General features: G+C 69.8%; 13 protein-coding genes and 1 pseudogene. 11 read left to right on the top strand and 3 right to left on the bottom strand.

The features are described 5' to 3' along the window. Positions 1-112: 112 nt before the first annotated feature. Both ACWGL3_RS26740 and ACWGL3_RS26735 read right to left on the bottom strand, forming a co-directional pair. Positions 113-1,051 (bottom strand): serine hydrolase, encoded by a 939-nt coding sequence (locus tag ACWGL3_RS26740; protein ID WP_452461929.1) that lies wholly within the window; start codon positions 1,049-1,051, stop codon positions 113-115. 712 nt (positions 1,052-1,763) lie between these two features. Further along, positions 1,764-3,071: a pyroglutamyl peptidase gene (locus tag ACWGL3_RS26735; protein WP_267949499.1), complete on the bottom strand. Its 1,308-nt coding sequence runs from the start codon at positions 3,069-3,071 to the stop codon at positions 1,764-1,766. Positions 3,072-3,397: 326 nt separating this feature from the next. Between ACWGL3_RS26735 and ACWGL3_RS26730 the strand changes: the two genes are divergently transcribed. The 6 genes from ACWGL3_RS26730 to ACWGL3_RS26705 all read left to right on the top strand — a co-directional run bounded on the left by ACWGL3_RS26730 (position 3,398) and on the right by ACWGL3_RS26705 (position 7,562). Continuing rightward, on the top strand, positions 3,398-3,787 hold the full coding sequence (locus ACWGL3_RS26730) for a transposase (protein WP_267949498.1): 390 nt from the start codon (positions 3,398-3,400) through the stop codon (positions 3,785-3,787). Continuing rightward, positions 3,679-5,244 carry an IS701 family transposase gene (locus tag ACWGL3_RS26725; protein ID WP_431061501.1) on the top strand — a complete coding sequence of 522 codons (1,566 nt, stop codon included), beginning with the start codon at positions 3,679-3,681 and terminating at the stop codon, positions 5,242-5,244. Before ACWGL3_RS26730 ends, ACWGL3_RS26725 begins: the two co-directional genes overlap by 109 nt. A gap of 6 nt (positions 5,245-5,250) precedes the next feature. Further along, the gene (locus tag ACWGL3_RS26720; protein ID WP_267949496.1) at positions 5,251-5,433 is read left to right on the top strand and encodes a hypothetical protein; all 183 of its coding nucleotides are present in this window, start codon (positions 5,251-5,253) and stop codon (positions 5,431-5,433) included. A gap of 6 nt (positions 5,434-5,439) precedes the next feature. Continuing rightward, on the top strand, positions 5,440-6,507 hold the full coding sequence (locus ACWGL3_RS26715; RefSeq protein ID WP_267949495.1) for an amidase: 1,068 nt from the start codon (positions 5,440-5,442) through the stop codon (positions 6,505-6,507). Beyond that, entirely contained in the window at positions 6,507-6,878 is a 372-nt protein-coding gene (locus ACWGL3_RS26710) for an amidase family protein (RefSeq protein WP_267950353.1), read from the top strand. The genes ACWGL3_RS26715 and ACWGL3_RS26710 overlap by 1 nt, the downstream gene beginning before the upstream one ends. Before the next feature lie 279 nt (positions 6,879-7,157). Further along, complete coding sequence (locus ACWGL3_RS26705; RefSeq protein WP_267950352.1) at positions 7,158-7,562, top strand: DoxX family protein; 405 nt, start codon at positions 7,158-7,160, stop codon at positions 7,560-7,562. Here the strand turns inward: ACWGL3_RS26705 and ACWGL3_RS26700 are convergent. Then, positions 7,542-7,733: pseudogene (locus tag ACWGL3_RS26700) on the bottom strand (transposase); the annotation flags it as partial. The gene ACWGL3_RS26705 and the pseudogene ACWGL3_RS26700 overlap by 21 nt on opposite strands. A 175-nt stretch (positions 7,734-7,908) precedes the next feature. Here ACWGL3_RS26700 and ACWGL3_RS26695 point away from each other — a divergent pair. The 5 genes from ACWGL3_RS26695 (at position 7,909) to ACWGL3_RS26675 (ending at position 11,845) form a co-directional block, all read left to right on the top strand. Continuing rightward, the gene (locus tag ACWGL3_RS26695) at positions 7,909-8,487 is read left to right on the top strand and encodes a hypothetical protein (protein ID WP_452461928.1); all 579 of its coding nucleotides are present in this window, start codon (positions 7,909-7,911) and stop codon (positions 8,485-8,487) included. Positions 8,488-8,733: 246 nt separating this feature from the next. Continuing rightward, positions 8,734-9,978, top strand: coding sequence for a serine/threonine-protein kinase (locus ACWGL3_RS26690; RefSeq protein WP_267949493.1), 1,245 nt, complete (start codon positions 8,734-8,736; stop codon positions 9,976-9,978). A 145-nt stretch (positions 9,979-10,123) separates the two neighbouring features. Then, positions 10,124-10,636 (top strand): helix-turn-helix domain-containing protein, encoded by a 513-nt coding sequence (locus ACWGL3_RS26685; RefSeq protein WP_452461927.1) that lies wholly within the window; start codon positions 10,124-10,126, stop codon positions 10,634-10,636. Continuing rightward, positions 10,528-11,085, top strand: coding sequence for a transposase family protein (locus tag ACWGL3_RS26680; protein WP_452461926.1), 558 nt, complete (start codon positions 10,528-10,530; stop codon positions 11,083-11,085). Before ACWGL3_RS26685 ends, ACWGL3_RS26680 begins: the two co-directional genes overlap by 109 nt. Positions 11,086-11,458: 373 nt before the next feature. After that, entirely contained in the window at positions 11,459-11,845 is a 387-nt protein-coding gene (locus ACWGL3_RS26675) for a hypothetical protein (protein WP_267949491.1), read from the top strand. Positions 11,846-12,025 lie beyond the last annotated feature (180 nt).

Below are 12,025 nucleotides of genomic sequence, written 5' to 3'. Positions count from 1 at the left end.
GGGCTTCCGGGGCCGTGGCCGGTCGCGGTCACGGCCCCCGTGGTCCGGCCCCGCTCGCCCGGACCACGCCTCGGCTCCGCGTCCACCGTCCAGGAGGTGCGGAGCCGGAGGCTCAGGCCCGGTCGGAGCCGTCGGAGACCGCTTCGGGGGTCCGGGTCGGCTGCGACAGGGTGCTCATGCCCTCGCCCGACAGGACGGAGTGCACCCCCACGGCGACGGACCCGATGGTGTCCACGCCGTACTGCATGCCGTCGTTGCCGTCGGTGAGGACGACGACGTCGTAGTCCCCGACCGGCGTGTCCCGGAACCCGCCGATGCTGTTGATCCGCCAGGTGTCGGTATTGTCGTAGGGCAGCCAGCCGTTCTTCAGGTAGACCTCGGCGCCCGACGGAGCCCCGGTGGGCACGCCCCAGCGCTGCTCCTCGGTCACGTCGCCCATCAGGCCGCGGGCGTAGGCGCGCTCGTCGGCCCCGAGCACGTCGTTGTCGCTGCCCAGCACGTCGAGCAGGGTCAGCTGGTCCCCGACGTTGATCTTCATCAGACCGACGTACCCCTCGGGGTGCAACTGGGTGTCGTCCATCCCGGCGAGGTCGAGGAAGCCCTGGATGCGCTCCGGGCCGAGCTGGTTGCGGAGCTCGACCGCGGAGTCGTTGCCCGACACGGTGATCATGTCGGTCGCGAGCTCGTGCTCCCGTGCGGTCAGCTCCCTGCCCTCGTCCATGGCCGTGCGCAGGAGCGCGCCGAGGACGACGACCTTGCCGACGCTGGCGGCGTCGAACCGGGTGTCCGCGCCGAGCTCGCAGACGAGGTCCCCCTCGAAGGCGGAGACCCCCACGGCGATGGTGCCCTCCCGCAGTGCGGCCTCCTGTCTGATCCGCTGGTCGAGCCGTTCGGCGGTCTCGGGGTGCGCCTCGGAGGTGCAGACGGACGAGGGCCCGGTGCCGGCGGCGGCGGTCGCGGGCAGGCCGACGGCGAGTCCCGCGGCGAGCAGGCCGGTGAGCGCCGCTGCTGTGGCTCGTCGGGGGGCCGCACTCGTTCGGTCAGCGGACATCGTGTGTCTCCTCAGGATGATCGGACGTTCTGTGGTCGGATGTCGGTGGCCAGGGGCCCGGATCGGGGCGGAGCATGAAAGGGAACGCCGGAACGACGACCGGCACGTCAGGAACACGCCTTCTTCGCGGACGCCCGGTCCGCGCCGATGTTCATCTCCGTTTCACTCTCCGATCACCTCGCATGGACAAGGGGACAGGGAACGACATCTACGCACGTCGGATAAACCGCTGAACCCGACCGCGCATTCGACTTACCCACCTTTTCACCGGGACCGGAAGAATTTACCAAGACCTCACCCAGGGGGCGAATCCGGGTCCTGCATGCCCACAACTGCAGGGCTTCCAGAGGGAACCACATCCCCCGGAACGAAGTCCGGATGAGGAAAAACACGGCTTCCGATGCTCGGGAAACTCACAGTTCAGAGCGGAACGCATAAGCATCCTGCCCTCCGCGCGCACTTCCGGTCAATGCCCTCATGAAACGCACACATCTTCTTCACAGTGCACTGAGGACGGAGCCGTTCCGTTCCTCCGGGGAAATGCCCGGCACGGGTCTCGGACCGCCTCCCCGTTTCGCCGGTGGGAATCTCCTGGTGAACGTCCTGTGAAAAGCGTCAGTCGTCCGTCCCGCCGCGCAGCCCCCACGACGGGCCGGACGGCGGTCCGGGGGTCGCGGGGGCGGGCGCCCGTGGTGACGCCCGCCCCCGGCGGTCACGGTCGGACGGCGGCCGCGACGATGGCCTCGACCTGGCCGGAGATGGCCGCGCGGTTCTCCTCGAACTCGGGGTCGGTGACGCCGCCGCCGGGCCCGAAGTGCAGGATCGGCGTGTGCACGTGCCCGGCCGGGATGTCCAGGCCGGTGGCGTCGCGCAGCAGGGTGTTGCGGTAGGCGATCTCGTTGGAGAGGTAGTCGCCCCCGCCCCCGGCCCGCGCCTCGGAGCCGGGCGTGGGCCCGTCCGGGCGCACCACCGGCACGGTCCCGCCCGCCGGGATCTCGGTCACCTGGGTGTTGTCGACCACGGGGAAGGGCTCCCCGCCGGTCTCCCCGATGATGGACGGGTGGTCCAGGGAGGAGTCGGACCACTGCGGCTGGGGGGTGACGGTGGGGACGCCCTCGGGGATGGGGGCCGTCTCCGGCGTGCCGACCGACTCGTTGTCCGCGGCGCCGCCGCGCCAGGCGCCGTTGTGCGCCTCCAGGTCGAACCGGCCGTCCCGGCCCTGGCTGACGGTGATGACCGCGTCGGCCGGCCGGTCGCCGGTGTAGTGCGGCAGAAGGGCGTGCTCGACCATGCCGTCGGTGAAGTCGCGCCAGCGCACCGGGAAGAGCATGGCCTCGACGACCACGACGCCCTCGCCGGTCTCGATCACCGCTCCGTCCAGGGCGAGGGCGGCCGCACCGGAGGGGTTGGCCTGGCGGATGTCGTTGTCGAGCTGGAACGGGTCGAACCCGGTCACGACGACGCGGGACACCCCGGGGCCGCCCGGGTCCTCGGCGAAGCCGGCGTCGTCCTGGCCGCGGGAGCGGCGGTCCATGTCGGCCACGAGAGCCTCGCGGTCGGCCCCGGCCAGCTCGAAGCCCGGTTCCCAGCGGTGCAGGGCCGAGGTCATGCCCAGCCGCGCCCAGTAGAGCGGCCGGTCGTCCCCGGCGCTGAGGTCCCCCTCGACGGCCCCGGTCCCGCGGACGCGGTCCACCGCCTTGCGCCAGAGCGCGTCGGCGTGGCGCCCGACGATCTCGCCCGCCTCGTCCGTGCCGGACGCCGCGCACAGCTCCTCGGTGAAGCGGTCCACGTCCGCGGCGAACCCGGATCTGGCCAGGATCTCCTGCGGGACCTCCCCGGCGATCCGTGCCTCCTCGACGGTGGCGCCCTCCTCACCGAGGCATGCGGGCGTCCGCTCGGCCTGCGCCGGGGCGGCCAGGGCGAGGGCGGGGGCCAGGATGAGCGCCGAGGCGGCGACGCGGGGGCCCGCCTGCCGGATACGCGCGCCCGCTCCGCTGCGGCTCTGTGACCTGTTCGACAAGATGTCCTGTTCCTTCCGGTCGTTCCACTTCCTGATGCCACACCACGCTAGGGAACGGGCCGGTGCGGGACATCGGCCGGGGGTACCGGGACGACCGCCCCCGAACGTCGGCCCCGTGCCGGCCGGGGCCGACGAAAGTCGGGGGTGGCGCCGCGGTGCGCTACGCCGCGGTTCCCGGGGCGAGCGGCTCGGGGTAGAACCGCTCGAAGCGGTCGCGCCCGGTATACATCTCCCAGTAGTACAGAGCGGTCGGGTGTTGTCACAGGTCGGACCGTATACGGCTTCTTCCTTGATGGGAGCACCCATCGTTCAGCCATCATGGACGCGTGGATCCGGCCGCTGTAGAAGAGCTGCGCGAGGACCTCGATGCGTTCTGCGCCGAGGTCCTCGCGTCCATCCCCCGCAAGGACTCCCGGGCCTGGGGCAACTGCTACCTGCGCGGTCTGATGCTGGACGGGCGGCGCAAGTCCATCCAGCCCATAACCGAGCGCCTCCCGGACGGCAACATGCAGGCCCTGCAGCAGTTCGTGGACCAGTCCCTGTGGGAGCACACCCCCGTCCAACGACGCCTGGCCACCAAGGTGAGCGAGGCGATCACCCCGGATGCGTGGGTGATCGACGACTCGGGCCTGCCCAAAGCCGGCACCGAGTCGGTGGGGCGGCCCACCAGTGGTGCGGCGCCCTGGGCAAGCAGGCGGTGTGCCAGAGCGCGGTGAGCCTGCACGCGGTCACCGATGCCGCCTCCGTCCCCCTGGCATGGCGGCTCTACCTGCCCAAGGACTGGGCGGACCCCCAAGAGCCGCGTCGGGCCAAGACCGGGGTGCCCGACCAGGTCGACCACCGGGAGAAATGGCGGCTGGCCCTGGACATGGTCGATGAGACCCGCTCCTGGGGGCTGGCCGACCAGGTGGTGGTGGCCGATGCCGGCTACGGGCAGATCCATGGCTTGCGCCACGGGTTGGCCGAGCGGGGCCTGGACTACGTGGTCGCGGTGCGCGGTGATCTGAACTCCCATCCCGGTGGGGCGGTGCCCCAGGCGCCCGAGCGGTCCGGGCCGGGGCCGCGTCTGCCGCGCTACCGGACCCCGGCCCGCTCGTTGAAGGACCTGGCCCTGGAACAGGGGCGCACCGCGTTGCGCCGGTGCACGTGGCGGCAGGGGTCCCGTGGGGCGATGCGGGGCCGTTTGCTGGTCATGGACGTGCGCTTGGCGGGTAAGTCCGCCCGCCAAGCGGCTCTGGACCGTGCGGGCGGGCGCTCGACGTGGGACGGGGTGCTGCCCATCGAGACGCTGATCGCCGCACGCGTCGTCCAGGGCTTGGCGACCGGGATCGCCACGGGTGCGCTCGGCGCGGGCCTGCTCGATACTGCTCCGGGACGCGGGCCGCTGATCAACAGTGTCGCCCCCATTGCGGGCATGGCCGCTGGAGCCCTGGGCTCGGGTGCCCTCGTGCAATACCTCCCCGAACCGATGCGCCTGGTCTATGTCGTACTCATCGTGCTCCTGCTGTCGCAAGCGGTCGGGATCCGTGCACTGAATGAGACGGCCGCTCGCAGACCCGGAGCCCTAGCCTCACTGCGGCCGAATATCGGAGTCCCCCAACAGGCCCGCCGCGCCATGCTCGTGGCCGCCCCCATCGACATCGCGGTCTGGGCGCTGGGCGGCTTCTACCTCTCCCTGGGGCCTTCACTCACCAGTGCCGTCACCGGTTCGACCGCGCCCCTGGCCGCCGGGGCCGCCGTCTTCGCGCTCACCATCAGCGGTGCGGCCGCAGTCCTGGTCCTGCGTTCCGCTCCGGCCACCAGAGTCATGCTCATCGGCGCGACGGCCCTGGCGACAGGGATCGCTATCACCCTGGCAGGTGTACACCTCGGTGTGACCACGGCCTTCTTCGCCGGGACGGCGGTGGCCGGGATCGGCTTCGGAGCAGGGTTCCAGGGCGCGGTGCGCACCGTGGTCCCACTGGCCGCCACGCACGAGCGCGCAGGCCTGATGTCGTCCTTCTACCTCCTGAGCTACCTGGCGATGTGCCTACCCGCCATCACCGCGGGCATCGCCGTCGACGCCCTTTCCCTGGTCACCGTGACCGGCTACTACGGGGCCGCGCTGATCGCGCTCGCGGTTCTGGCAGCCGTCGGCACGTTCGTCGTCCACCGCACCGCACTAAGGAGCTGACCACCCGTGCCCGAGCCCTACACACCCGAGGACGTCATCCTGCTCGCGAGCAGGATCCGCCCGCCTCTGACACCTGACCGCCCGGTACCGATCGCCGCGGCACTCAACGGCATTCTCTCCGTGACTTCCGCGCTGCGCGACGTCGACCTGGGAGAGGTCTCTCCCGCCTTCGTCCACGACAAGGAGTAGGACCGCGTGCATCCCTACCAACTCACACTCGCCGACGCCTCCCGCGCGATCGCGGCGAAGGAACTCTCACCGATCGAACTCACCGAGTCCGTCCTCGCCCGCGCCGCGCATGTGGAGGAAGACGTCTCGGCGTTCGCCACTCTCACGCCCGAGGCCGCCTTGCGCGCCGCAGCCCGCGCACAGGCCGAGATCGCTGCAGGATCGCACCGCGGCCCGCTCCACGGCATCCCAGCAGCGGTCAAGGACATCTTCGACACCGCCGGCACCCGCACCGCCGCCGGATCACGTGTCCACGCAAACCGGATCCCTGACGCTGACAGCGCGGTGGTAGCCGCACTCAAGGAGGCGGGCGCCGTACCGGTGGGCAAGACACACACCCACGAGTTCGCCTACGGCACCATCACTCCCGCCACGCACAATCCCTGGGCTACCGACCGTGTCGCAGGCGGCTCCAGCGGCGGGTCGGCGGCAGCCGTGGCGTCGGGCGGCGCCACCGCCGCCATCGGCGGCGACACCGGCGGCTCCATCCGTATCCCGGCCGCCCTGTGCGGCGCGGTCGGGCTCAAGCCAACACACGGTCTGGTGCCCCGACACGGCGCGATACCTCTGTCGTGGACCCTGGACCACGTCGGACCGATTACCCGCACGGTCGAGGACGCCGCACTCGTCCTCGACGCTGTTGCCGGACACGACCTCAGGGACCCGACGACACTGCGGGTGCCGGTCGAGGACCGTACCCGGGGCATCGGCACGAACCTGACCGGACTGCGGATCGGGGTGCCCGGGAACTACTTCTTCGACAGGATCGAACCCGACGTGGAACAAGCGGTGCGCTCGGCCGTCGAGACGCTGGCCGGGCTTGGTGCCGAGCTCGTCGGCGTCGAGATTCCGCTGGCCGAATCCGTGCACGCGGCCCAGTGGGGGATCATGGTGCCTGAGGCCGCCGCCTACCACCAGGACACTCTGTGGCGGTCCCCGGAGTACTACGGACCCGACGTGCGTGTCCTCCTGGAAGCGGGGGGGAACTCGTACCTGCCACCGAGTATCTGCGCGCGCAGCGGGTGCGCACTCTGATGGGGTCCGCCTGGGCACGATTGCTGGAGACCGTGGACGTGGTCGTCGCGCCCACCGTTCCGATCACCGCGGTGCCGGTCGGCCAGGAGCTCCTGCACTGGCCGGACGGGAGTGTCGAAACAGTCTCCGACGCCCATGTCAGGCTGTGCGCACCAGCCAATCTCACCGTCCTGCCCGCCCTGACGGTACCGACCAGACCGGGTTCCGGGGGGTTGCCGTCCGGCCTCCAGCTCATCGGTCGCCCGCTCGGGAGGCAGTCCTCGTGCGCGTCGGCTCCGCCTACGAGTCCGCGCGCGGCGGTGTCGGCGCCCTGGCGCCGCTCTGATGTCATCGGCCTTATCACCAGGCCAGTGGCCACGCACATCATCTGACCGATGCCGAACTGCCCGGTCATTAGCCTGTTCTGCTCCGACCTGGTCAAGTGCTCGCCACGCACCAGGAGGCGAGCTTTCTCCACTTCCCTCGGTGCGGGCCTTGAGTATGCCGCAGCGGCACGGTTTCTAATTTGTTGCGCCACCTCACGACCTCAGACCGGGACACGGTCGACCACGACAGGAACCGACATGCCCACGATGACACCCTCAACCCGACCCCGACCCCGACCCCGACCCCGACCCGTCGCCGGCACAGTCACCCTCTGGACGTTGCAGGTGCTGCTGGCCGTCGTATTCGCGTTCATCGCCCTCCCGAAGGCGATGGCCGACCCCATCGCCGTCGCGCCGTTCGAGCTGATCGGACTCGGCATCCCCGGCATGGTCGTCGTCGGCTGGCTGGAGCTCGCCGGGGCGATCGCGCTGCTCATTCCCCGGCTGTGCGGCCTCGCCTTGTTCTGCCAGATCCCGCTGATGATCGGCGCGACGGTCCTGAGCGCCATCGCGACCCCGGACCTGGTCGCCATCCCGGCGGCCACCCTGGTCCTCGTCTGTGTCGTGGCCTGGTTCCGCCGACACGACACCGCCGCCCTCGTCCGGATGGTGCGTCGCTGGCTCGGGGCAAACCAAGGCGAATTCCAGGAGTCGTCGCAACACGTGAGGTCAGTTGGTTGCGGCGATTAGCTTAGCGAGGCGCTCGGCTGGGGTTTCCCAGCCGAGCGTTTTGCGTGGGCGGGAGTTCAGCTCGACAGCGACCGCGTCCAGGTCCTCGCGGGAGTGGACCGACAGGTCCGTGCCCTTGGGGAAGTACTGCCTGAGCAGGCCGTTGGTGTTCTCATTGGAGCCGCGCAGCCAATTGCGCCACGCCACGAAAAGCCCCGGCGCACCGAAGCCCCGAACACGACTTTCCGTGATCGTTCAGCAGGAACGGCCACAAAATGGGCGATACCCGGATACGCGCTCCCGCTAGGCGTGGAACCACCGAAGCGGCGCCTGCGTTTAAAAGGGTGGGGACAAGAACATTAGGAGCGTGGCGATGAAACACCGAACCCACCTCGGTCTGACACTATTAGGACTTTCCATCTCATGTGCTCTTCTTGCGCCTCTTGCGTGGAGTATGGTGATTTGGTATCTCGGGGCTGCGTTGTGGGTTGGGGCCGCGGCCTTCTTCTGGCAGGCAGCTCGGTCCTTGTGGGGCGGGGCTGCAAGCAGGCTTCCAGCAGGGCATACGCCGGACTCTCCCAACCTTCGGCCGACAGCGGCCTCCCCCCTCCCCGGTATCGCGCCGCCCGACGCCGGGCCGCGGGCAGCGGCGGAGCGAGCGGAACAGAAAGAATTTACGGACGAGTTTCACGAATCCGTTGCGGGCGTCTTTGGGATCATGAAGACCGTCGTGGTTGTGTGCACGATCGCCGTCCTGGGACTGATCGCCCAGTTCTCCGTGCTCCTGGGGATCTGGGCCTTCTCCAGAAGCAGCCTCCTTGAGGGTTTTTTCTTGTTCGGCTTTGTCGGCTTCCTGACCTGGTATGGCCTGGGCCCCCTGCGGAAGTTCTGGAGCCCGCAAAGCATGCTCAACCAGGACGGAGATGATGGTGGCGGAGGTGAGTGAGGCTTCCGCGGGGAACTCGCGGTAGCCGAAGGTGGCGTGGATCTGCCAGGTGTGTCAGTGGGCCGGTTCTCCCGAAGCCACGGGAGCCGCAAGGTAGCCCGGGGCGAGGATAATCGCTACATGATTTAGCGGTAGACCCCACCAGGGTTCGCCAACGATCCGATAGCGCCTTCGCTCGCATCTGTCTAGATTGGTTGAGCAAGGAACGGCGAACAATTGGGAGCAGCGGTGGGTGGGGGCCAACACGTGGGCGGGTTCCGTCTGGTGCGGGAGCTGGGCTCGGGCGGGTTCGGCACGGTCCACCTGGGCCAGGACGCCGTCGGGCGGCGCGCGGCGGTCAAGCTGCTCCACCCCCACCTGGCCAAGGACGCCCAGGTGCGCCGCTACTTCTCCCAGGAACTGGTCAACGCCCGCAAGGTGCAGGGGTTCTGCCTGGCCCAGATCGTGGACGCCGACGCCGAGGCCGACCGGCCCTGGATCGCTACCGAGTACATCGAGGGCCCCACCCTGTCCCAGGCCGTCCGGCAGGACGGCCCCCGCACCGGCGGGGACCTGCAGCGCCTGGCGGTGCAGACCATCACCGCGCTGAGCGCGATCCACGCCGCCGGGGTGGTGCACCGCGACCTCAAGCCCGCGAACATCCTGCTGGGTCCGGACGGGCCGCGGGTGATCGACTTCGGGATCGCCCGCGCCCTGGACGCCGCCGAGACCTCCACGGCCACCCGGATCGGCACCCTGGGCTACATGGCCCCCGAGCAGATCGAGGGCACCACCCTGGGGTCGGCCGCGGACCTGTTCGCCTGGGGTGCGGTCATGATTCACGCGGCGACCGGTTCGGAAGCCTTCCCCGGCCCCACCCAGGCCTCACGCATCAACCGGGTCCTCAACCACCCGCCCCAGACCGGGGACCTGGCCGACCCGCTCCTGGGCATCGTGCTGGCGTGCATGGCCAAGGACCCCGACCAGCGACCCACCGCACGCCAGATCCTAGACATGCTCCTCACCGGCCGCACCACACCCCCTCGCCTCGAAACACCCGCCACTCTCTCCGAAGATGACGAAGATCCCCGACTGCGCCACGCCGCCGAGGGCGGCAACACCCGCGCCATGAACAACCTCGGCATCCTGCTCCAGGAGCAGGGCGAGAAGGATGAGGCCGAGGACTGGTACCGGCGCGCCGCTGAGGGCGGCAACACCCGCGCCATGAACAACCTCGGCATCCTGCTCCAGGGGCAGGGCGAGAAGGATGAGGCCGAGGACTGGTTCCGGCGCGCCGCTGAGGATGGCCACCCCCGCGCCATGAACAACCTCGGGTACCTGCTGAAGGGGCAGGGCGAGAAGGATGAGGCCGAGCAGTGGTACCGCCAAGCCATTGCCGAGGACGGCAACTACACCCGCGCCATGAACAACCTCGGGAACCTGCTGAAGGAGCGGGGCGAGACGAGGGAGGCGGAGGCCTGGTACCGCCGCGCGGCTGGGGCGAAGGCATAAGCGCTTCCCCGGCCTGATGTGCTCTTCAGCTCGGTGCGGGTGGCTGGATGGCCTTGTTGGGGGCTAGGAGGAACGCTCCAGGATTTACGAGCTGGTGCGTGATAGCGGGTGAAGCTCCGCTGAAGAGTCGTGACATGCTCTGGCTGTGGCGATCAAGCTCAACCGCGCGGTCCTGGCCCACCCCTGGTTTACCGGTATCTCCCGTCACCACCTGGCCGCGCTCGTCGAGGAACTGGCCCACCCCTGGGAAGTGGCCGCGGAAAACCACAAGAACCAGGTCCGGGGCGGGTCGAGGAAACGGACAGCTGGGGCGGGTGCCCGGCACCGCCTGGTCTTCGTCGACCGCCTGGTGGCCACTCTGATCCACCTGCGCCATGACCTGCCGCACGCGGTCCTGGGCCTGCTGTTCGGGGTGGACCGCTCCACTCTTCCCCCGCGCCGTCGGCCAGATCCGCACCCTGCCGGTCGAGCGTGGACACGCGGTCCCGAACCGCCCGGGGGTGCGTCTGCGCACCTTGGAAGACGTCTTCGCCCACGCCCACGCCGAGGGTGTGGAACTGCGGCTGGACGCCACCGAGATCCAAGTCCCGCGGCCACGCGCGGGACGGGGCGGCCGGCGGGCGTTCGTCTCCGGCAAGAAGAAGCACAAGCACGATGAAAGCCACCGCCGTGGCCGACCACCACGGGCGCACCTTGTGGACCGACGCGATGCGCCCAGGTCGGATCCACGACGCCACCGCGGCACGCATCGAGGGCATCGACTCCTGTTTCCAGTTCTTCCCGCAGGTAGAAGTACTACTGGATGACGGTTATCCGGGTCTGCGACGTGACCACCCGCAGCAGGCCCGCACTCCGCCGCGCAAACCGAACAAGAGTGCCCTACCCGAGTTCCATGAGCAGTGGAAGCACCACCGCCACGCGCATTCGGCAGATCGAATCACCGTCGAGCACGCCCTGGCCGACCACAAGCGCTGGAAGCAGTCGACGCGCTGGACCCATCGGCGGGAGAACCTTCCGGCCACCTACCGGGCCATCGCCGGGCTGGTCTGCGACCGCACCGCGGACGGGTCCACCATGCCTCACCCGCTATCACGCACCAACTCGTAAGGCCTGCTGCCTTCACTGGGAGGCCGCCCGGGGACCGCTCCCCCACCCGCCGCTGAATCCGCGGCAGACGTACGAGGTGATGGGCGGACTCGCCGGCACACGGTAGCGGGGCAACCGGGCGCCGACACCCGGCCGCGAGCCGGACCGGCTGCGGCCGCCCGGCCCGTGTGTCCGGCCCCCGACCGGCCACCCGGCCAACAGTGCACGGATGCGAGTCTCCTCGCTCCGGCGGCCGGCCACACACCTGCAACCGGGGCCACAGGTCCGCCCGTTCGGCCTCGAGCGCAAAAATGGAATCGGCGCGAGATCCCAGGGCGGCACAACCCCCGGCACGCCGACCCGCGCAGACGCCTACCGTGGAGAATTTTCCCTGATGCCCACCATTCATTCGAGCGACCCCGACTTCCGCGTGTGCCGGATCAGTTTCCCCACCCTGCTCGAAATCCAGCTGGAGGCGGAGGAGCGGGGGTGGGGAACCCGGTGGAGCTCAGAGCATGCGCTCCGCAGGCAGGTGAAGGAAGAAGACGTCCTCCTCCAATCGTTCATGCGCGAGGAGTGGGGAGGGGTCGTGCGGTCCTACCGGTGCCTCCTGATCTTCTCGACCCCCGAGGGAGGAGGCGGCGGCATGACGACGATGGACCTCAACCCTCCAAGATTTTTCTCACTGGAGAGAATCGACCGCGACCCCGACGTGAGGAAGGTCTTCGTCCGGTTGTTCTCACTCGCCATGAGCGGCATTTCCATGACCGCCAAGCAGTAACAGGACGAACCGGCTTCCGGTGAACGCCGAGCCCCTGCCCCCAGGCCCTGCGAGGCGGCTTCCCCGGGCCGGGGCCTTCACGCGAAGGCCCCCGCCCCTACCCCCGGGTCGGGGGGGGGGGTTGCCCCCCCCGCGGGGGGGAACCCCCCGTGGGGTGGGGGGGGCCCACGCCCCCGGGCC

The organism is Nocardiopsis sp. NPDC055824, assembly GCF_053616335.1.
The sequence above is the reverse complement of the archived record's forward strand: the minus strand, read 5'-3'. Positions and strand labels throughout refer to the sequence as shown.

Coding starts and splice junctions, on each gene's coding strand:
- ACWGL3_RS26710 (WP_267950353.1), top strand. CDS start 6,507: ATGGGGTCCGCCTGGGCACGATTGCTGGAGACCGTGGACGTGGTCGTC.
- ACWGL3_RS26740 (WP_452461929.1), bottom strand. CDS start 1,051: ATGTCCGCTGACCGAACGAGTGCGGCCCCCCGACGAGCCACAGCAGCG.
- ACWGL3_RS26675 (WP_267949491.1), top strand. CDS start 11,459: ATGCCCACCATTCATTCGAGCGACCCCGACTTCCGCGTGTGCCGGATC.